Source organism: Crossiella sp. S99.2 (assembly GCF_023094165.1).
Taxonomy (GTDB): domain Bacteria; phylum Actinomycetota; class Actinomycetes; order Mycobacteriales; family Pseudonocardiaceae; genus Crossiella.
On record NZ_JALMDK010000001.1, the window covers coordinates 1272071 to 1292891 of the forward strand.

Sequence of the window (20821 nt, forward strand, 5' to 3'; positions counted from 1 at the left end):
CTTCGAATTTTGGTGACTCCAATCACGTACCCGTAACGGCAGTTGTTGGGCCGCCGATCTAGTGCACGGGCCGAGACCAGCATGGTGCCGCGGGTGGGGCTGTGTACGTCGCCGTGTCAGGGTCTCCGGCCTCTGGGGTTGCAGTGTCGTTGTTCCTGCTTCAGGGGGAGAGTCGTGCCGCAAGCACGGAGTTTCGCGCGCGCGTCGGCCGGTGTGGTCGTCGCCGGGCTTGCCATCGGACTGGCCACGCCCGCGCACGCCATCACCAACGGGACCGGAGTCCCTAACGGTGCCTACACCTTCACCGCCCAGGTGGAGAGTGATTTCGGCCGCTGTACCGGCGCGTTGATCGATCCGCAGTGGATCGCCACCGCCGCCAGCTGTTTCGCCGAGCCTGGTGGCAAGCCCGCTGCGGGTAAGCCGGCCAAACCGGCCAAGACCATCGTTGGTCGGACCTTGCTCTCCCAGGCCAACGGCCATGTCGTCGACATCACTGAGTTGGTGCCGCGGTCTGACCGGGACCTGGTGCTGGCCAAGCTCGCCGAGCCGGTCACTGACGTTGCGCCGGTCCGGATCAGCGGTGCCGCCCCGCAGAAGGGCGAGGTGTTGCGGGGCAACGGATTCGGCCGTACCGCCACCGTCTGGGCGCCGGATCAGTTGCAGACCGCCGAGTTCGCGGTCGACGCGGTCACCCCACAGACCATCGAGATCCTGGGACACAGTCCCAAGGAAGCCGGCATGTGCCAGGGCGATGCCGGCAGTCCGGCGTTCCGTGACCGCAACGGCATTCCAGAGTTGGTGGCGATCAACAGCACCTCCTGGCAGCGCGGCTGCCTGGAGGAAACCGAGACCCGCAACGGCGCCACCAACGTGCGCTTGGATGGTCTCGCCGACTGGATCAACACCCAGATCGTCAACGGCCGGCGGATGCCGGGCGTGGCCGCGGACAACATCATCGAGCTGCGCGGGGTGCAGGCCGGCAAGTGCCTGGAGATCGGCGGCGGTGACAAGGCCAACGATGCCAAGGCGATCAACTGGCAGTGCAACTCCGGGCCCACCCAGCGCTGGGAACTGATTGGCCAAGGAGTCAACACCTACCTGCTGAAGAACAACAACTCCAAGAAGTGCCTGGAGGTGGCTGGCGGCAACACCAGCAACGGCGTGCCACTGGTGCAGTTCGACTGTGCCGGGAGCCGATCTCACCAGCGCTGGCAGGTCGTGCCGTCCCAGGGCGGATCGTTGGTGCTGCGTAACGAGGTGACCGGGCGAGCGGCTGCCGTGGAGAACTCGGCCACACACGAGGGTGCGCGGCTGGTGCAGTACGCGGTGGATCACTCGCCGGGCCAGCAGTGGAAGGTCCAGGTGGCCAGCACCGCCAAGCACGACCTGGTGACCCCGGAGACACAGACTCGTTCGTTGCGTACCGCCACACCGGGGCTGTTCGCCTCGGCACGGCATGCCAGCGGCCTGGGACGGATCGAGCGGATTGACGCCAACAGCCCGGATCTGGACAAGCGGGACGCCACGTGGAAGATCGTGCCCGGTCTGGCCGATCCGAGCTGCTACTCCTTCGAGTCGTTCAACATCCCGGGTGCGTTCCTGCGGCATGCCAACTATCGGATCCGCCTGGACGACAACGACAACAGCGCCACATTCAAGGCAGACGCGACCTGGTGCGCCCGTACCGGGCTAAGCGCCGGCGGGGTCAGCTTCGAGTCATTCACCTTCCCGGAGCGCCGCCTGCGGCACTACTCCGGCGAGTTGTGGCTGGCCGACAACTCCGGTTCACGTCCTTCGGACAACCCGCAGTCCTACAGCGAGGACGTCACCTGGGTCGTCGGTGAACCATGGACGAACGCTCGCTGAGGTTCGCGAGCATGATCACCACGCTCCCGCCTTGCGAGGCGCGGTGATCATGCCAGGGTTCGCCTGCGTGGAGACAGTGATCTTCAGCAGGTAGGTGTCGCGCGACTTGGGGTGCACGTGACTTGCAACGAGCTTTCAGTTCAATGCAGGCCAGGGCCATGCGTCCGGTCTGGTGCACATGGGCGGATGTTGAGGAACGCGTTCGGCGTGCTCGAATTCAGGGGGTTTGCATGAGTGGCTATGTCCGTAGAAGACGACGATTCGCGGCGCTGACGGTCGCTGTGGCCACGCTGGCGAGCATGATCGCCGTGCCGCCGTCGCCCGCAGTGGCTGGCGATGCCGACCGCGGCAACGAGCGTGCTCGTGTGCTCACGATGTGGCGTATGGGGGGCCCTGCGCTGCGTGAAGCCGCGGGACAGGCGCTAATCGGCAGCGACGCTGGGATCCGGGCGTTCCTCGACGCAGGCTGGCAGCGCGTCTCCGAGACCGACGACCGCGGTCGCGTCGCCGAGATGCTCAAGTCAGGCGGCTATGCGGTCAAGGACGCCGCGCAGCGAGTGTTGGACGTGGGCACGCCAGACGCGGTCGGTCAGTTCCTGGAGAACGGCTGGGCTACCTCGCGCTTGCAGGACCTGCGCATCCGGGTCAACCAGATGATGGCTGTCGGTGGCCCCAAGATCCGGGAGGCCGCGCAGGCCGCGCTGGATGCTGGCACCGAGGAGGCGCTGAAGACTTTCCTGGACCAGGGCTGGCGCGTCCCCGAGACGCAGGATCTCCGCATCCGGGTCAACCAGCTCATGGCTGTCGGTGGGGCGAAGGTGCGCGAGATGGCGCAGCGCGCGCTCGATGCGGGCACCATTGAGTCCTTCCAGCAGTTCCTTGACTTCGACTGGCCGCTCGCGCAGGCGCGTGACCAGGAGACGGCCTCAGTCGCTGAACTCGCGAACGTAGCCAAGGTCGCCGGTGAGCTGGCCGCCCAAGAAACGCAAGCCGCGACGGTCGCCTCCGACCGCGCGGTCACCGAAACCGTGCTAGCTAAGGCGGCGGCTGAAAAGGCCGCTCGCGCAACGGAAAGCGCGAAGGGCAACGCGGCCGAAGCGGCCGCCGCGGCGGGGCTTGCCGCGGATGCCGCGAACCGTGCCGCCGACGCCGCCCGCGACGCCGTCGGCGCGGCCACTGCCGCCAGCAACGCGGCCAGGGTCGCGGCGGCCGCCGCCTCTCGTGCCGCGACAGCGGCGTCGATGGCGGGGCAGGCTGCCTCACGTGCCTACTCCGCGGCTGCCGCCGCGGCCAAGGACGCGGGCGAGGCATCGAATGCGCGCAAGGCCGCGCAGGCGGCGCGGGACATCGTGGTGGGTGCCGAGCGCGCCGCCGATGCTGCCAAGGCCGCCGGCGATGCGGCACGCAACGCGGGTGCTGCGGCCCAAGCGGCAAGCAACGCGGGCAACAATGCCGCCGCTGCCGCCCAGGCCGCGGTCGAAGCGGGCGACTTCGCCTCCCGCGCCGGCGCCGATGCGACCCGTGCTCGCAACGCCGCCGCCGCCGCGCGTAGCCAGGCCGCACGCGCCACTCGCGCCGCCCAGGCAGCGATGAGCTTCGCGAACGTGGCCGCGAACGCAGCGGACCGGGCCCGGACTGCAGCGACCCGAGCCGCGGCGGACGCATCGGCCGCTGCCGATGCAGCCGACGCGGCAGCAGCGCACGCGGGCAATGCCGCGACCGCGGCAGCTGAAGCCACCCGGCACGCCAATGCCGCGAGCACAGCCGCGCAGACAGCACTCGATGCCGCGGCTCAGGCCCGGCAGGTATTCGACGCCGCGCGTACCGCAGACGAGGAACGGCTCACCATCCGCGCCGACGCGGCAGCCGAGGCAGCGCGCAACGCCAAGGCAGCGGTCCAACGGGTCGAGGCGTCCCCGAAATGGGACGCCGACCAGGAGACCTTGCGGGACACCGAGACGAACCGGCTGATCACCGAGGCCAGCGCCGCCGGTGCGGAACCTGCGCTGGTGCTCAACCACGGCCGTCGGATCGCGTTGCGGCTGGCCAACGCCAAGGGTGAGTGGACGAAAACCGAGGCGACCGCGGCGCTGACGGGTGCGGATGCTGAAGTGCGCGAGTACGTCCGTATCGGTATCGCCAGGGCGGCCGCGCAAGATGATCGCCTCACGCTCAAGGCCGTCATTGACCGGGGCAGCCAGGCACTGCGTGAGACCGCGGACGCTGCGCTCGCCGGCTCCGATGCTGATGTGCGGCAGTTCCTTCGTGACCCGACCTACCCGGGCCGGGACACCGAGGACCGGATCAAGGTCAACAACGTTCAGTCGGAGGCGCGTAGCGCGGGCAGGAACACCACGGTCAAGGCCGCGCAGAAGGCACTCGATGCGAACACTGGCCTCGCCTACCGGGCGTTTCTCGACAAAGAGCAGTTCACCGCGAGCACGATCGATGACCGCATCGAGGTCAACCACCTCGTCGCGAGCAAAGACAGCGGACCGGAAACCAAAGCGATGGCTCAGGCCGTTTTGGATGGTCCGCCGTCGCTGATCCGGAAGTTCCTGGTGACCGACCGATTCGTCGCTGCTCGTCGGGACGCCGACTCGGCCGCGCACATCGAGGAGGTCTCCGGCTACCTCGCCCAGGCCGCCAGTGCCGCGGCGACGGCGGTCAGGAACGCCAACGAGGCACAGGCAACGGCGGCATATGCCCGTGGCGCCGCGCAGGAAGCAGCCGGGCACGCGGAGCAGGCCCGCAACGCTGCCAACGACGCTGCTGCCTATGCCCGGCAGGCACAGGAGTCAGCACGCTCCGCCGAACGTTCCGCGCAGGCGGCGGCCAGCTCGGCCCGCACCGCGAAGGAGTCCGCGAACCGGGCCCAGACCTCCGCCCGCCAGGCGATGCAGTCGGCGATCTACGCGCGTGCCTCGGCCAGCCAGGCCGTTGGTTTCGCCCGAGATGCGGTCAGCTCAGCTCGCGCGGCCTTCAACTCCGCGGTCGCCGCAGAAAAGGATTCCAAGGAAGCCAACGCGGCCGCGGAGCAGGCGTACGCCGCCGCGACCAAGAAGATCAACGAGGAGATCGTCCAGGCGGCGGCACGGCAGATCGAGTACTGCCTTACCCGCCATAAAGAGGGCAGCGAGAGGTACAAGAACTGTGTCCGCCTGATCAGTCAGACCAACGAGGAGAAGATCGAGCGAGCCTACGAGAACGGGCTGATGTGCGACGTTCTCTACGGGCACGCTCGCGGGGGCCCCGGCTTCCAGAACTGCACGGCTGACGCACTCAGCCCTGACTTCGAGGCGAACCGGCAGATCGAGTTCCTCGCGGCTGGTCTTCAGCTTGCCGCCGTGGCACTTCTCGGCGGGGCGGTCGCGGGGGCTATCACCATCGCGACCGTTGGCGTGGTCGGATGCGTGATCTCCGTGGTTTGCGGTGGCATCATGCTGGCAGCTTCTCCTGAGGGAATGGCCTTCTACCCCGCCTGGGTGGCCGGCGCGTACGCGGGGGCAGTGACAGGTGCCGCCGGCATCCGCGTGGCCGCGCAGCTGGAGTCGGTCGCGGTCGAGATGGGTGCGGTCCAGCGGGCGCTTGCCAAGGCATCCTCGGCTATCGCGGACCTTGCCGAGGTTCAACGGATCCGTAACCTTGGTATCGATGGGGCGAAGAACTTCAAGTTCAACCAGGACGAGATGGACATCGCCATCAAGCTTGAGCAGCGCTTCGGCGTCCCGCTTCTCCGGTGGCCGGGACCGTTCAACAAGAAGAGCCCGGACTGGATCGACATCAACGGCATCCGCTACGACGCGATCGGCCCCATCCCGAGTCAGCACTTCGACAAGCAGTGGAATCTGCAGAACATTCAGAACCAGATCATCACGCACATAAAGGAGAAGGCCGACTACGTGCCGGTCTACACGAAGGGGCTGACCGGCGAGCAGATTGATAAGCTCAGAGGTTTCATCGAACCGTACTGGCCCAAGGTCTTCCTGGTGGTGTGATGTCTGCTCAGTTTGTGATCGACCGAGAGAACTCGACGGACAACGAGATCTGGGACGTTCCGAGGAGAACGTTCCAGTGGGTCGTCGAGTTTCTGGCTTGTCAGGTGCGTGACCGCGACCTCGCGGCCGCGCTGGAGACGTTCATCGAGGACGGGTATGCGTGGCTTGCGTTGACGTACTACTCGGAGTCGCAGGCCGGGGAGATCGTGAGAGTGATCCGCCAGGAGCTGAAGCCAGCGGTGACAGAGGCATTTCCGCTCGGCGAGGACGACGGAACGCACGAGATGGTCGACGAGCTGATCGAGATGGCAATCCGGTGGAGCGAGGCGGACAGGCGTCGGCTGACGGAGGACGAAACCCGTGGGGAGTGAGATGAAAGCGTTGCCACGTATGCTCTTGGCCGCTGTAGCGGTCGGTGTTGTGGTGTCCGGTGGTGTCTTCGTGGCTCAGGCGAACCAGGCGACCACCTCGGACAAGCAGCCCTCGTCGGTGGAGCGCAACGCTTACCCGGGCAAGGCGAGAATCGAGGCCGAGGACAACGTCAAGCTGATCGCGGGCGACGGCCACATCGTCTATGTCGACTGCAGCACGCCGCAGTCGGGTGCTCTCGGCCTGATCGAGGTGCACTCGTCGGACGCGACCGTCGGCAAGAACAAGGACGGTGTGGTGTGTTTCAAGGTGACTGGCAATCGTGGCTACGTGACGCTGGCGCTGCCGGACGTGTTCGAGATCCGGGGTGATGGCCGTCAGGCGGGAGCTGGCCACAAGGGCACGGCTGAGGTCGTGAGCGAGGCCGGTGAGCGCAAGACCGTGAACCTCAACCCGAACGGCAGTGCACAGGTGGGTGTCGGTGAACCCGGTGGAAAGCCGTCTACCCTGGTGCGCCTGGAGATCACGGGCTGACTGCCTCGTCTGGGGACCTCCGTAGGGCGCTATGTCTTAGGGACTGTCAGGGCTGGCCCGTGTTGTGATGGCGCCTAGGCTTGGGAGCGTTGTCATGCGGACGCTGTTTGCTGAGGGCTGGGCGGCGGCTTGTCGCTGTCGAACGGTGCTCCGGGTGTGCTCGGCGGCGGGACGCGGTACTGAACTACCGCGTCATCGGTCGGCATAGCGGTGACTACGCCATCAGCGGAAACGTCACAACACGGGCTGTACCGTCAGCAAGAGACACCCTGTGCAGGGCCCCTTTTAATCCGCGGGTTGTGGGTTCGAGTCCCACGCGGCCCACCACGCGACCTTGGTTTCACCTGCGCAAACACTGTTGGTTTGCGCAGGTGAACGTCCACAGTGGTCTGATGTGTGCTCGATGTGTGCTCGCGGGCGGGGGCTGGGCGGAATTCAAGATCCAATCTGCATCAGGACGTAGTCGTCGCCAGTTGAGGTCGTGTTCCGGCGGCGCAACCCGTGCGCTCTGATCGTCGTCGCCTCGTCGAGCGTCCTGGTGGACCATTCGGGGCTTGTCGGCCCGGATGGGCATCCGGGCTGCCGAATGCGGCCCGCGCGCGGCAGGACGGCTGCTGGTAGGGGAGTATCCGCCACGCCCAGGGCCAGCTGTGGTCGGCCCAGAACGGCGGTGGCCAGTGGTGGGAGAACCCCGAATCCTTTGCGGCGGACACCAGTTGGGACGTGGTCGCCTCGCTGAAGAAGTAGCTCAGATCACCATTGCGGCAGTGTGAGCCTGCTGTGGGTTTCAGGCGGTCGCAACACGGTGGGTAACTTGACCGCCGCCAGCTGCTTCGTCAAGGACCCGACTCAGGGAATCCAGGTCCCCGCCGGCCCACCCCAGGAGCCGACCAAGGCCACGTTCGGCACCGGCACAACCCAGGTCACCGCCGATGTCACCCACCTCGCCGTACGCCAGGACCGAGACCTGGTCCTGGCCAAACTCGCCAACCCGGTCAACGGCATCACGGCACTGAACCTCGGCGCCACTGCGCCTGCCGCGGGGGAGAAGCTGCGGGTCAGTGGCTTCGGGCGCACTAAGGATGAGTGGCGCCCGAACCAGGCTCACACCGCGGTGTTCACCGTCGACTCGATCGACTCGGCCACCGGGACCAGCTTCCCGATCAGCGGCTCCAGCTCACCGGATGCCTCCACCTGCCAAGGCGATTCCGGGGGACCCGCTTTCCGTGAGGCCGGCGGGCGGTTCGAGCTGATCGGAGTGAACAGCACCTCCTGGGAGTACGGGTGCACGGGTGAGACCGGTACCCGCAAGGGCGCTGTCGAGACCCGCGCGGACAACATCACCAGCTGGATCGCCGAGCAGATCGTCAACGGCCGTCGCGTTCCCGGCGTGGTGCAGAACGCGGTCGTGGACTTCCGCGGCGTGCACTCCGGACGCTGCCTGGATGTGTACTTCGCCAGCTGGGACAACGACGCCCGCACCGTGATCGCCAACTGCCACGGCCGGGCGAACCAGCAGTGGGAAGTCATCGAACGCGGCACAAACCTGTACTCGTTCAAGAGCGTCAACTCCAAGAAGTGTCTGGAGGTCACCGGCGGTGCCACCGCCGATGGGGCGCCGATCGGACAGCACGAATGCCGTGCGGATCTCACCCGTCAGCAGTGGGAACTGGTGCCAGGCAAGGACAACACCGTCGAACTCCGCAACAAGGCCACCGGCAAGGTCATCCAGCCCACCGGCTCCGGCAGCGGCGAGGGCACCTTCCTGACCCAGGCGGACAACCGGCACACCAGCGACCAGCAGTGGCAGGTCCGCGTGGTCGGCAAAGCCCGCCACGACCTGGTGAACCCGGCTGACCCGAACCGTTCGCTGCGGGTGACCAACACCGGGCTGGCCAACCACTACGCCCGGCATGCCAACGGACTCGGGTGGATCGAGGTCGTCGAGGAGAACAGCCCCGAGTTGAACAAGGCCGATGCCACCTGGCGGATCGTGCCCGGCCTGGCCGACGCGAGCTGCTACTCCATCGAGGCGATCAACGTTCCCGGTGCCTATCTGCGTCACGCTCAGGGCCGGATCCGGTTGGACACCAACGACCGCAGCGCCCAGATGACCGCGGACGCCACCTGGTGCGCGCGCGACGGGCTGAGCGGCAAGGGTGTCTCGCTGGAGTCCTGGAACCTGCCGGACCGGTACATCCGCCACACCCAGGGACAGATGTGGTCGGCCAAGAACGGTGGGGGCCAGTGGTATGAGGATCCCAACTCCTTCGAGGCGGACACCAGCTGGGATGTTGTCGCCCCGCTGAAGAAGTAGAGCTAAGCCGGAGTTCAGCACGACCGCCTGGGCCCTTCTGGGGTCCCAGGCGGTCGGCGTTTGTGAGGATCTCTGCGCACCGAAGCGGTCGGTTCATCCGCCAGCCATCCAGGTTCCCTGGGGCAGGGGCCTGGTATTGGGTCAGAGGCGGGCGACGGCCCAATTGAAGAACGCGGCCGCTGCGGCGAGCGCGGTGACGCCAATCAAGACGGCTTCGGCGGGGTGGCGCCCGGCCAGTGCAGCCAGCACGCCGGCGCCGATGCCAGTGAGCGCGGCTAGCAGCAGGATCAGCGCCGCGCGCAGGCCGAGCAGTGGGGTGGGCTCGGTGGTGTCGGGCTCGGGGGCGGGCATCACGGCTCCTCATCGTTGTTGGTCACCGGGGCTCGCCCGGCTATGTCGGGCTATAGGTTGATTCGCTCAGCTCAGCCCACGGAAATTTCGCGGGAACCTCTCCAAGAAAGATCTTGAAAAAAAGTCGTGGGGTACCGGCCCCGCCCCCACCTAGAAGGGGACATTGGTTGGTTTTCGTCCCTCGGAGCGCCAGCGGAGAGGGGCGATGCCCACCCCAGGGCCCCTTCTAGGGGCATGGGGTGGCCTAGCGCGAGGGAGAACGGCGTGACGAGGGGAGGTGCGCGGTCCAGCGGCGAGACGCCCCGGCGTGTTACCGGCCTACAACCGGAGGACCAGGCTGGCCGCGGCGCCAACAAGCCCACCCCGGCGCAGGACAACCTCCGCTCCGCTGGTCACGTTGAGGAGACTGCGCACGAGGAGCAGGTGGACAGCGAATCTGAGGGCACGATCGAGGTCGCCGCAGGCATGCTGGCCGAGCTGGGCCGGGCCGAAGCCGAGCTGGAGTTCGACACTGAGGAACAGGCTGACTCCGACGCCGCCCACCGTGGCGCTCGGCACCTGCGCCAGGAACAGGACCATCTGCTCTACACCCAGCTTAGCGCCGCTGGCTTCCAGGGCCCGAAGTACAAGATCTTCCGCAACGAGCTGGCCGCCTACGCACTACCTGTCATCCGAGCCTGGCTGCGCCGCGGCCTGATCTTCGCCCACACCCTGGACCAGGGGCGCCCGCTGACGGTTACCGACTACGACCGCGCCGGCCTGCAGGATGTAGACGAGCGCGTGGGTCTGGCCGGCGAGACCGTCGCCAAGGCCCTGGTTCTCTTCCACCGCAAGGCCATCGCGGGCACCGGCTGGACCCCCGCCGGCGGTGCGGCCTTGACCACCTATTTCGTCGGCGCCTGCGTCTCGGTCTTTCCCAACATCTACCGCCGGTGGCAGCGGCACCGCGAACGGTGGCGCCCCTCCTTCTGCGCCGCGGACGAGGACATCCGCGACCTCACCCGCGCCAAGGGCGAGGACCATGCGGCCGAGGTCATCAGTCGCCAGTGGATCAAGGAGCGTCTGATGAACAAGTCCGCCGAGCTCCGGGAGATGGCCTTCCAACTGGCCTGGGAGGACAAGACCTTCTCCGAGATTGCTGCCGAGCACGGGATCACCACCCGCGCGGTGGAAGGTCGGCTCTACCGCGAGCGGACGAAGTTCCAGCGACGTGAGGAAGGGTGAAAACGATGAGCCAGTACGGCAAGCCGGACCCGTCATTGAACCAGGTGTCCAGAGCACACTTCCTGCACCTGTACGCCCTCCTTAAGCACCAGCAGCAGACCGCGTCTGATCCGGATGTGGAGGAGCTGCTCCAGCGGATGCGCCCGATCCGCAATCAGCTCGCCCACCTTCAGCACCAGGAGGAGATCACTCAGGAGAAGCTGGACACCTCGGTCGCTGAACTACTCGACTTCCTGCGCCTGGTGGAGCGCTCCTCCCTGGGCACGGCTAGGGCGAAAGCCAACCGTCTGCTCGCCAAGATCCCCGAGATCACCTCGGTCATCCAACAGAGCAAGGACGAGCTGGCCCTGACCGGCCTACGCCCCAGCGCACCGCCCCCGGTGGGGGAGGACGGAGATGAGGAGCTGGAGGGCGTGCTCACCGCAACGATTTCGGGCGACCGCTCGGCGATGTCGTGGTTGCTCGGCTGGATCCGCCCGATCGTAGTCCGGTACTGCCGCACTCGGATCGGTCGCGGCACTGACTCCTACGCCGAAGCGGACGAGGTGGCCCAGGAGGTGTGCCTGGCCGTGCTCACCTCACTGCCGGCGTACCGGAGCCAAGGCCGCCCGTTCCTGGCCTTCCTCTACGGCATCGCCGCACACAAGGTGGCAGATCGGAACAGGGGTGATGCCGAAGGACAAGATGTGGCAGGTGGCTCGCCTGACCTTGGCGATGAGGTTGGTGGCCTGTCCGAGAATCTGAGCACCTTGCTTGGGATTCTGCCGCCACGTCAGCGAGAGGTTCTCATCCTGCGCGTGGTGGTCGGGATGAGTGCCACGGACGCTGCAGCGGCGCTGGAAATGACGGAGAAGGCGGTACGGGCGGCTCAGCACCGCGCATTGACCAAGCTGCAGAAGGCAGCGCAGGCGGAGGAGATCATCTCTAGCTAGGTAGCTGTCCTGACCATCGGCCAGCCGTGACCACCTGCGGGTGTCGAAGGCAGACCTTACGTGGTCCCATCCGCCGTGCCCCACCCTGGTGCGAACGGTGCATGAGCATGTAGTGGCCGGTGCCCGCCGCTTGCCCTACCCGGGCGCCGCCGCGGAGCGAACTCCCGATCTGCGGGACAGTCCGGTCACCTCTTTTCGGGGTCATGCACTGGCTGACTTGGCCTGGTCCTTGGGGTGCACAACAGCTCGAGAACGCATCAGCACCCCACCGGCTGCCCCGGCTGCGACCGCGACCAGGGTGGCCAGCCCGGCCCACTCCACATCGTTACCGCGGACCTCCCCACAGATGCGCCGCAGGTCCTCGGCGGGCATCTGCACTCGCTCGGTTTCTGGGACCTCCCAGTCGGTGGTGAGGTCTCCACAGTCGACTGTTCCGAGCTGGCGGGCGTTCTCCGACAACGTCACCTCTGTTGGTGCCAGCAGGAAGTAGGCCGCTACCCCGAACGCGGCCGCGGTGAGGGCGAGCAGAATGACGGCGAGCGCACGGCGCAGCATGACGGCCTCCGCGGCGTAGGGGAGAGGGTGACCACCGTGGAGTCGCCTGCCCCTGGCCAGTCCGTTACTTGCACGGCCGCGTTGTCGGCAAGCCAGGCGGGCCAGCGGCGGACCACAGCCCAGTTGGAGAACGCGGCTGCGGCGTCGTGATCGCGGTTGCACAGGCCAGGACTGCCTGGCTGGCCGGGGCGCCCAGCACACCAGCCGCCCGTCTCGGAGGCTTGTTCGACGCCTCCTTCGCGCCTGCCAGCCTGGAGCAAACCTGGAGCAGCGGCTCCGAATGAACCGAATTAGACCCCGCTGAACGGGACGCAATGGCACTCGCCGGGTTCGCCATAGCAGCAGAGTCTCTGTTTATGCTGGTCAGAGGCTTGGATTACCTAATCTGGCAGTGTGGGGGGCAGGGGTTCGAATCCCCTCAGCTCCACTCGGTTGAGATAGCCCCAGAAGCCCTGGTGACACGGTCCACAACGTGTCCCAGGGCTTCTGGCATTTCCGGGCTACCGCCATTCGTGCCAGATCCGTGCCAGGTGCCGGCGAGCCTGCTCATCAGTCCTTTGTGGACAGTGAACCGGTGGCCGCGTCGAGCAATGCCTCCGCCGCCGCTCGGGCGTGATCGCCACACCCGGGGTCGTTGAACACCATTGCCCTGCTGGCGACTCCGTCGGCCAGGATCGCGAGTTGCTCGCCGAGGATCTCCGGCTGTGCCGCGCCGAGCTGGCGCACCAGCTCGATGACGCGGTGGGTGAAGCGCTGCTTCTCCTGGCGGGTGTGGGCGTGCACCGGGCTGTCCGGGTCCGGGAACTCGGCGGCGGCGTCGATGAACGGGCAGCCCCGGATGGGCCCGGTTCCGGTGCGGGGCACGGTGAACAGTGCCAGGAGTCGCTGTCTGGGCGACAGGTCCTGGCGGTCCAGCGCGTGGTCGATCGTGTGGCCGCTCTCGGCGAGGTGGCGCAGATAGGCCACCACCAGCTGGTCCTTGGTGGGGAAGTGCAGGTAGAGGGTGCGTTTGGAGACCGGGGCGCGGGAGGCCACCTGCTCCATGCCGGTGGCGGTGATCCCCTGCGTCTCGAACAGCGCCATGGTCGCGGCCAGGATGCGTTCTCGTGCTCCGCGCCCGCGCCGGCGGGCGGCCTCGTCCTGCTCAGCCACGCCGTGAAGTATACGTCACCGTTTACCTCATGCCGGTCGCCTGCTACGGTCCGACGCAAGGTAAACGGATCCGTTTACTTCAGCTGTGTGACACCATCCGGAGGCGAGGCCATGACCACCGGCCACCTGCCCGAATACGCCGAACACCTGATCCGCGCGCGCCGCGCCACCCGCGCGTTTCGTCCCGACCCCGTCCCCGCGCACACCCTCCGCGCCGTCTTCTCCCTGGCCGGCGCGGCGCCGTCCAACTCCAACACCCAGCCCTGGCAGGTGGAGGTGGTCAGCGGCGCAGCCAGGGACCGCCTCGGCGCAGCGCTGGTGGCCGCGCACACCCGAAACGACCTCTCCCCGGACTTCCCCTACCGCGAGGACCTCTACCAGGGCGCCTACCAGCGACGGCGCCAGTGCGCGGGCGAGCGGCTGTACGCGGCCGTGGGAATCGGCCGCGCGGACCACGCCGCCCGCGCTGCCTACAACGCCCAGAGCCTGCGCTTCTACGGCGCGCCACACGTCGCGCTGCTGTTCACCCCGGCCAACGCGGAGGTGCGCATCGCCGCCGACGTGGGCATCTACGCGCAGACCCTCATGCTGGCGATGACCGCGTACGGCATAGCCAGCTGCCCCCAGGGACTGCTGAGCTTCTATGCCGACACCATCCGCGCCGAACTGGGCGTGCGGGACAGGAAGGTCCTGCTCGGGATCTCCTTCGGCTACGCCGAGGAGTCCGCTCCGGCCAACACCGTCCGGGTCGCCCGCGCCGAACTCGCCGAGACCACCCGATTCCACTCCTGAACACCCCGTCAGGCCACCGGCAAGTTGGGCGGCGACTTGAACTCCAGCCACCGGCTGGTCACCACCGCCTCGACGGAGTGCAGCACACCCCGTGGATGCAGCAGCGTCCCGCCGGCGTGCAACTCGCACGGCTGCCCCGCGATGGTCCCGCGCACGTGTCCGGACAACAGGTAGATGAAGCTGTCGTGATCATGCTGGTGTTCCGGCGAACTGACCCCCTGCGGATACTCGATCTCCATCAGCAACCCGGTCCCGGTCCGCAGCGGCACCCGGTACCGACCGGCCCCGCCCAGCAGCGGAAGTCCTTCAACCTGCGTCAGTGGCAGCCACATGCGTCCAGTCTGCGTGACCAGGCTAGGTTGCTCGGATGGGTCTCCTCGAAGATGTGGCCGAGCGCGACGGCTGGCGCTGCTGGGTGTGCGACGAACCGGTCGACCCCGGAAAGTCGGTCAACGACTCCCTGGGGCCCAGCGTCGACAGCCGCACCGCCGACCGCAAGGCCAAGATCGCCGAGCGCCTCGCGCACCGCGGGTGCAACTCCCGCAAGGGCGCGGTCAAGGTCGTCATCGCCTGGCCGGACCGCCTGCACGTGGTCGAACCCGCCCCGCTGAGCACCGTCGCCACCCGGCTGGAGCGCAAGGGCGGCCGCGAGATGGTCGCCCGCTGCCCGACCAGGCGGGACGCCCAGGAGGCGGCGGACTGGCTGGTGGACCGGTTCTCCCGCCTGGTGCCAGGGCTGCCGGTGACCGCAGGCATCGAGCCGGGCGGCGGCCAGTTCCTGGTCATCCTGGCCACCGGTCGCCGCTGACCGGTGCCGGCCAGGTCGTGGAGCCTGGCCTGGCGTGCGACCCGTCCTGACCTCGACCGCGAATAGCCGGTCGGCTGGGCGGGTCGTCTGCATTACGTCGGGTTATGCCGAAATGTCAGTATGGACGGCTATTCCACTCGGTCACGCTGAAGATCGCGAAGACCGGCTGGAAGGCGTGGCATGTCCGAGGAAGCACGACGGGTCGCCGAGACCGTCCTGGAGCTGGTGCTCCGGCATCAGCGCAAGCTTGGCGGGCCGGCGGGGGGTTGTGCGCCGCGTTGTGCGCGGTGTCTGGCCGCTCAGCTGGGGCAGGTGGAGCGCAGCGTGGCGGCCGGGGTGCCGGTCGTGTTCGTGTTGCCCGCTTTTCCCGGCAAATCGCCGAATGAGGCCAAGGTGCTGGGGGCAGTGCCGGATCTGGCCGAGCGGCTCGCGCTGGAGTTCCTGGACACGCTCATCGCCGACATTGGCGCGGTCTATCCGCCCGGCGCCGAGTTGGTGATTGGCTCCGACGGCCGGGTTTTTGGTGATGTGGTGGGCATTCCGGATGCGGACATCACCACCTATCAGCGGGAACTGCAGGTGATGATTGACGGCCTGCCGGGCCGCCGGATCCGGTTGTTCACCCTCGACGACATTCCGCTGCTGGCCGGTCAGGGCCACCACCGGGCCAGGGAACTGCTGGTGGAGGGATTTGCCGAGGACCTGGATGTGATCAGGGAGCGGGTCCGGGCCGGCGTCGACGTCGAGTTGTACCGCGCTCTCACCCGGTTCCTGTTCGAGGACGGGGACACTCCGGCGTACCAGGGCAGTCGGGCCGCACTGCAGCGGAGCGCGCGGGCGCGGGCCTATCTGATGATGCAGCGCAGCAAGGCATGGGGTGACCTGCTGGTCGAGTACTTCCCCTCGGCGGTGCGCCTGTCCATCCATCCACAGCCTTGCGGCGCAACAAAACTGGGCATTCACCTCGCCGAGACCGCCGACAGCTGGCTCACCCCCTGGCACAGCGTCGCGGTTGATCTGGGCGATCGGTTTGTGCTCATGAAGCGGGCCGAGGCCGAGGCCGCGGGGGCCGAACTGGTCAGCAGGGACGGGCGGCCGAGTCACTTCGCGCTGTCCCGGTCTCGCGTCGAAGTCGCCTAGAACATGTTGCCGGACAAGGAGAAGCAGATGACCGCCGACATCGTCGTGGAGAAGCTGAGCCCGTTCGGGGCGGTGGTGCGTCCGGCCCGGTCCGGTGCCGCGGTGACCGAGTTGCCGCTGGATCGGTTACGGGAGCTGGCCAGGGCCCATCATCTGGTGCTGCTGCGGGGTTTCTCCGCCTTCGCGGGGCCGGCGGAACTCACCGGGTGGTGCGGTGAATGGGGCGAACTCGCGATGTGGCCGTTCGGCGCGGTCCTCGAACTGGTCGAGCATGACCGGCCCGACGACCACATTTTCGACCACAGTTACGTGCCGCTGCACTGGGACGGCATGTACCGGCAGCAGGTGCCGGAGTTCCAGATCTTCCACTGTGTCAGCGCCCCCGGCGCGGATCAGGGCGGCCGGACCACCTTCTCGAACACCCCCGCGGTGCTGGCCGGCGCGGACCCGGACACCCGGCGGCTGTGGGAGCGGGTCACCGGCACCTACCGCCGCAAAATGGAGTTCTACGACAGCGAAGCCGTGTCCCCGGTGGTGACCACGCATCCGGTGGGTGGTTTCCCGGTGCTGCGCTACGGCGAGCCCGCGATCGCCGGGGACCCGGACTTCATCAACCACCCCGACCTCGAGTTCACCGGCGTCGATGCGGTGGAGCTGGAGCGTTTCCACCGGAGTCTCCGGGAGGCGCTGTACTCGCCTGCCCATTTCTACGCGCACGCCTGGCAGGATGGCGATGTGGTCGTGTCCGACAATTACACGCTGCTGCACGGGCGGGAGGCATTCACCAGTCGCGCGCCCCGGCATCTGCGCCGGGTGCACGTGCTCGGTGACCCGCCGCTGGACAACCCGGCGCTGGTCCGTTCCTGACCGATCGGAGATGTTTGTCGTGTCGAACGAGACCACCGGGTCGAAGGTTGACGTTCTTGTGGTTGGCGCGGGCCCGGTCGGTCTGCTGTGTGCTTTGCTCGGGCGACTGTACGGCCTGCGGGTGCTGATAGTGGACAAATCGGCGGCGCCCATCAGCACGGGGCGAGCCGATGCGCTCAACGCGCGTTCGTTGCAGTTGCTGGAGATTGTCGGGATTTTTGCAGAGCTCTATCCGCAGGGGAAGACCTGCAATACCAGCTCGGTCTGGGCTGACGGCGAGTTCGTTTCTCGCCAGTCCACCTGGTGGGACAATCTGGAGGGCTGTTTTCACAAGCATTTCCTGATGCTTGGCCAGGCATTCGTCGAGAGGTCGCTGGATCGGCGGGTCGGTGAGCTGGACTGCGCGGTGCGGCGGAACACCTCGGTCGACCACGTCGCCATCACCGAGGGTGGCTGCCGGTCGGTCCTGTCCTCCGGTGAGGTGGTCGAGTCGCGGTTCGTCATCGGCGCGGACGGCTCGCGGTCCGCCGTCCGGGACTTCTTCGACATCCCGTTCGAGATCACCCGGCCGGAGCTGATCTGGGCGGTCCTGGACGGGGTTTTCGAGACTGACTTCCCCAAGGTGCCGGAGATCATCGTCTTCCAGGTCGACACCTCGGACGTGGCCTGGATTCCGCGCGAAGGGGAGATCGATCGCTTCTACGTGCGCATGGACGTGGCCGAGTTCGACCTGGAGCAGGTGATCGCCAAGATCAAGCGGGCCGTGCGGCCGCATGAGCTGACCCTGAAGCGGATCGAGTGGTTCTCCCGGTTCTCCGTCAAGGAGTCGGTTGCGGAGAGCTTCTCGGTCGACGACCGGGTTTTTCTGGCTGGCGACGCCTGCCATATTCACTCGGTCAATGGCGGGCAGGGGTTGAACACCGGCTTGTCGGACGCGTTCAACCTCATGTGGAAGCTGGGCATGGCCGCCAACGCGGTGTCCTCGCCGGATATTCTGCGAACCTATGAGCAGGAGCGTAAGCCGGTCGCACTGAGTGTGGTGGAAACCTCGGGCGCGCTGGTGCGATCGACCAAGTATTCCGAGGGTGGAACCCACGCGGTGGATTATGTCAAGACCGTCGAGCGGAAGGCGGGCAACATCACCGGCATGGGGATCCGCTATGGCGAGGGCGGACTTGCGGGCTCGCGACTTTTCGACTTCATGGTCCATGGTCCCGATGGCGAGTTGCCGGTAGGCGAGCAGGCGCGGGTCTACTCGTTGCTCGACTATCGTTTCTTCACGCTTCTCGTCTTTGGCGATGACGAGCCGGATCTTGCGCTGCCCCCCTTCGTGCGGACGATTCAGATCCGCGACACTCCTGGCGAGTCCCCCTACCCGGATCGGTTGCTGTTGGTGCGGCCTGATTCCTACCTCGCCGCGTCGGCCTCGATCGACGATGCCTCGCCGATCGTCGACTACCTGCGGTCGCTGTCGCAGGCCAGCCTCCCGGTATGTCCTTTGTAGACAGTGTGTCGACCTCTCCGCACGCACCCTTTCGCTAGTTGCTTAGTGAAAGGGTGTTAGCATCGTCCGCATGGGACAGCGGAGAGGAGTGGGCGGATGACGGACCAGCAGGCGCCGGTGCTGGCGGAGGGGCTGGGGAAGAGGTACTCGCGGGGCTGGGCCCTGCGGGACTGCTCGCTGGAGATCCCGCCGGGCCGGGTGGTGGCGCTCGTCGGGCCGAACGGCGCGGGCAAGAGCACGCTGATGGGCCTGGTCACCGGGCTGGTTCGGCCGAGCGTGGGCCGGATCGGGGTGTTCGGCGAGGTGCCCAGCGGGCGCGGCATGCACTCCTCGGTGTCCTTCCTGACCCAGCAGAAGCCGCTGTATCCGCAGTTCACCGTGGCCGAGACGCTCCGGCTGGGCAGACACGCCAATCCGGGCTGGGACCAGGCCTACGCCGAGGAGCTGGTGGCGCGGGCCGCGGTGCCGCTCACGGCCAAGGTGGGCACGCTCTCCGGTGGGCAGCGGACCCGGGTCGCGCTGGCATTGGCGCTGGGCAAGCGGCCGCGGCTGCTGATGCTCGACGAGCCGCTGGCCGACCTCGATCCGCTCGCCCGGCAGGCCGTGTTGCAGACGTTGCTGGCGGAGTGCCGGGCGCAGGAGATCACCGTGTTGCTGTCCTCGCATGTGCTCGCGGAGCTGGAAGGGGTGTGCGACCACCTGGTGCTGCTCATCGGTGGCCGGGTGCGGCTCGCCGGTGATGTCGCCCAGCTGGTGCACGAGCACGCCCTGCTGGTCGGGCCGCCCGGTCAGCCGTGTCCGGTAGCGCCGGGATCGGTCATCGACACCCAGGTGGTCAACGGCGCGCAGCTGGTGCTGGTGCCCGCGCACGCCGCCCGGCGCCAGCCGGGCTGGCAGCTGCACCGGCCGCGACTTGGCCACCTCGCGCTCTCCTACATGCGCGGCACCGGTCTGGAGGTCGCGGCATGACCTGGATCGTGTGGCGTCAGCAGCGACTCGCGCTGATCAGCCTCGCCGTCGCACTGTTCGCCGGCGTGGTGGCGGTGTTGTTGCTGCGGGCGGGAATGACCGCGGACCTCGACGCCCGGGGCATCGCCGGCTGCGTGCTGGACGGGATCAAACCGGGCTCGGCCTGCTCCGGCACCGCGGTCACCGAGTTCCAGGACACCTGGTTCGACCGGATGAAGATCGCGCAGTCGCTGGTGCTCGCGTTGCCCGCGCTGGTCGGGGTGTTCATCGGCGCGCCGTTGTTCGCGCGGGAGTTCGAGCAGGGCACGCACGTGCTCGCGTTCACCCAGTCGGTGAGCCGGATCCGCTGGATGGCGAGCAAGTTCCTGGTCACCGCGGTGCCCGCGCTGGTGGTGCTGCTGACGCTGCAGTTCCTGGTCGGCGGCTGGCTGGCGGCCGCGGGCAGCCTGGGGCCGTTGAAGACCGGGCCGTTCGCCGCCACCACCTTCGGCGCCAGCGGGATCTCCCCGTTCGCCTACACGCTGTTCGCCTACACCCTCGGCATGTTCCTGGGCGCGTTGTCCCGGCGGACGCTGATGGCGATGACGCTCACCCTCGGGGTGTTCGTGGTGATCCGGTACGTGCTCACCGGCCTGCAGCAGTTCATGCTCACGCCGAAGCGGATCACCTCGGACGACCCGACCAGCTCCGCGGTGCCCACCGGCGACCGCTCGCTGGTGCTGGACAGCGGCCACCTGGACGCGGCCGGCAACGTGCTGCCCAACAGCTGGTCCCGGATCAGCGGCTGCGGCGCCCGCGGCAACGAGGCCATGCCGACGGATCAGCTGACCTGCTACCGCGAGCACGGGCTGGTGAAGTCCTTCGCCGACCTCATCCCGGCCGACGCGGCGACCTCGTTGCACCTGGTCGAGGGCTCGATCTTCCTCGGGCTCGCGGTGCTGTTCACGCTGGGCTCGATCTGGGCGGTCCGGCGGCAGGTGTGAGGTGAAGGTGGAGTGCCAGGGACCGGTGGACACCTATGCTGAACGGCGTGATCGAGTTTCGCATCGATCGGCACTCCGGGGTGGCCACCTACCTCCAGATCGCTGCGCAGGTCAAACAGGCGATGCGGATGGGACTGCTGGGCCCTGGCGACCAGCTGCCGACGGCCAGGGAGGTGGTGGCGGCCACCACGGTCAACCCCAACACCGTGCTCAAGGCCTACCGCGAACTCGAACACGAGGGACTGGTGGCCGGCCGCCGCGGGATGGGCACCTTCGTCACCGCGTCCCTGGCCACCGACGCGGTCAAACTCGGCGCCCCACTGCGGCAGGACCTCGAACAGTGGATGGGCCGGGCGGTCACCGACGGGCTTGTGCTGGAAGAGGTCGACGCGATCTACACCGACGTGCGGGACACGCACTACCCGGCCTGACGCGCGCGCTCGCCGGTCCCAGACAGGGT

General features: G+C 67.6%; 19 protein-coding genes. 15 read left to right on the forward strand and 4 right to left on the reverse strand.

The window, feature by feature from the left end; all coding sequences use genetic code 11:
• Positions 1–174: 174 nt before the first annotated feature.
• The 5 genes from MZC64_RS06135 to MZC64_RS06155 all read left to right on the forward strand — a co-directional run bounded on the left by MZC64_RS06135 (position 175) and on the right by MZC64_RS06155 (position 9084).
• On the forward strand, positions 175–1866 hold the full coding sequence (locus MZC64_RS06135) for an AbfB domain-containing protein (RefSeq protein WP_247756103.1): 1692 nt from the start codon (positions 175–177) through the stop codon (positions 1864–1866).
• Positions 1867–2096: 230 nt separating this feature from the next.
• A complete protein-coding gene (locus MZC64_RS06140; protein WP_247756105.1) occupies positions 2097–5864 on the forward strand; it encodes a hypothetical protein in 3768 nt (1255 codons plus the stop codon).
• A 14-nt stretch (positions 5865–5878) separates the two neighbouring features.
• Entirely contained in the window at positions 5879–6235 is a 357-nt protein-coding gene (locus tag MZC64_RS06145; protein WP_247756106.1) for a hypothetical protein, read from the forward strand.
• On the forward strand, positions 6225–6767 hold the full coding sequence (locus tag MZC64_RS06150) for a hypothetical protein (RefSeq protein ID WP_247756108.1): 543 nt from the start codon (positions 6225–6227) through the stop codon (positions 6765–6767). The genes MZC64_RS06145 and MZC64_RS06150 overlap by 11 nt, the downstream gene beginning before the upstream one ends.
• An 814-nt stretch (positions 6768–7581) precedes the next feature.
• On the forward strand, positions 7582–9084 hold the full coding sequence (locus tag MZC64_RS06155; RefSeq protein ID WP_247756110.1) for an AbfB domain-containing protein: 1503 nt from the start codon (positions 7582–7584) through the stop codon (positions 9082–9084).
• A gap of 141 nt (positions 9085–9225) precedes the next feature.
• Here MZC64_RS06155 and MZC64_RS06160 read toward each other — a convergent pair whose 3' ends face one another.
• Positions 9226–9435: a hypothetical protein gene (locus MZC64_RS06160; RefSeq protein WP_247756111.1), complete on the reverse strand. Its 210-nt coding sequence runs from the start codon at positions 9433–9435 to the stop codon at positions 9226–9228.
• Between the two features lie 423 nt (positions 9436–9858).
• On the opposite strand from MZC64_RS06160, the gene MZC64_RS06165 reads away from it, so the two are divergent.
• A complete protein-coding gene (locus MZC64_RS06165) occupies positions 9859–10659 on the forward strand; it encodes a hypothetical protein (protein WP_247756113.1) in 801 nt (266 codons plus the stop codon).
• A 449-nt stretch (positions 10660–11108) separates the two neighbouring features.
• Positions 11109–11591 carry a sigma-70 family RNA polymerase sigma factor gene (locus MZC64_RS06170; RefSeq protein WP_282104961.1) on the forward strand — a complete coding sequence of 161 codons (483 nt, stop codon included), beginning with the start codon at positions 11109–11111 and terminating at the stop codon, positions 11589–11591.
• Between the two features lie 201 nt (positions 11592–11792).
• On the opposite strand, the gene MZC64_RS06175 is transcribed toward MZC64_RS06170, so the two are convergent.
• Entirely contained in the window at positions 11793–12146 is a 354-nt protein-coding gene (locus MZC64_RS06175; RefSeq protein WP_247756114.1) for a hypothetical protein, read from the reverse strand.
• Positions 12147–12695: 549 nt separating this feature from the next.
• Positions 12696–13298 (reverse strand): TetR family transcriptional regulator, encoded by a 603-nt coding sequence (locus tag MZC64_RS06180; RefSeq protein WP_247756115.1) that lies wholly within the window; start codon positions 13296–13298, stop codon positions 12696–12698.
• A gap of 111 nt (positions 13299–13409) precedes the next feature.
• Between MZC64_RS06180 and MZC64_RS06185 the strand changes: the two genes are divergently transcribed.
• The gene (locus MZC64_RS06185) at positions 13410–14090 is read left to right on the forward strand and encodes a nitroreductase (RefSeq protein ID WP_247756117.1); all 681 of its coding nucleotides are present in this window, start codon (positions 13410–13412) and stop codon (positions 14088–14090) included.
• A gap of 8 nt (positions 14091–14098) precedes the next feature.
• Here the strand turns inward: MZC64_RS06185 and MZC64_RS06190 are convergent, their stop codons facing one another.
• A complete protein-coding gene (locus MZC64_RS06190) occupies positions 14099–14422 on the reverse strand; it encodes a cupin domain-containing protein (protein WP_247756119.1) in 324 nt (107 codons plus the stop codon).
• Positions 14423–14457: 35 nt separating this feature from the next.
• Here MZC64_RS06190 and MZC64_RS06195 point away from each other — a divergent pair, with 35 nt between their 5' ends.
• From MZC64_RS06195 to MZC64_RS06225, 7 genes are all read left to right on the forward strand, one after another.
• Positions 14458–14898, forward strand: a complete 441-nt coding sequence (locus tag MZC64_RS06195) for a hypothetical protein (RefSeq protein ID WP_247756121.1) — start codon at positions 14458–14460, stop codon at positions 14896–14898.
• Between the two features lie 180 nt (positions 14899–15078).
• Positions 15079–16038 carry an isocyanide synthase family protein gene (locus MZC64_RS06200; RefSeq protein WP_247756123.1) on the forward strand — a complete coding sequence of 320 codons (960 nt, stop codon included), beginning with the start codon at positions 15079–15081 and terminating at the stop codon, positions 16036–16038.
• A gap of 27 nt (positions 16039–16065) precedes the next feature.
• Positions 16066–16905: a TauD/TfdA family dioxygenase gene (locus MZC64_RS06205; protein WP_247756124.1), complete on the forward strand. Its 840-nt coding sequence runs from the start codon at positions 16066–16068 to the stop codon at positions 16903–16905.
• 19 nt (positions 16906–16924) lie between these two features.
• Entirely contained in the window at positions 16925–18409 is a 1485-nt protein-coding gene (locus MZC64_RS06210) for an FAD-binding protein (RefSeq protein WP_247756126.1), read from the forward strand.
• Positions 18410–18505: 96 nt separating this feature from the next.
• Entirely contained in the window at positions 18506–19378 is an 873-nt protein-coding gene (locus tag MZC64_RS06215; protein WP_247756128.1) for an ABC transporter ATP-binding protein, read from the forward strand.
• Positions 19375–20361, forward strand: a complete 987-nt coding sequence (locus MZC64_RS06220) for an ABC transporter permease (protein WP_247756129.1) — start codon at positions 19375–19377, stop codon at positions 20359–20361. The genes MZC64_RS06215 and MZC64_RS06220 overlap by 4 nt, the downstream gene beginning before the upstream one ends.
• A 47-nt stretch (positions 20362–20408) precedes the next feature.
• Positions 20409–20792: a GntR family transcriptional regulator gene (locus MZC64_RS06225; RefSeq protein ID WP_247756130.1), complete on the forward strand. Its 384-nt coding sequence runs from the start codon at positions 20409–20411 to the stop codon at positions 20790–20792.
• Positions 20793–20821 lie beyond the last annotated feature (29 nt).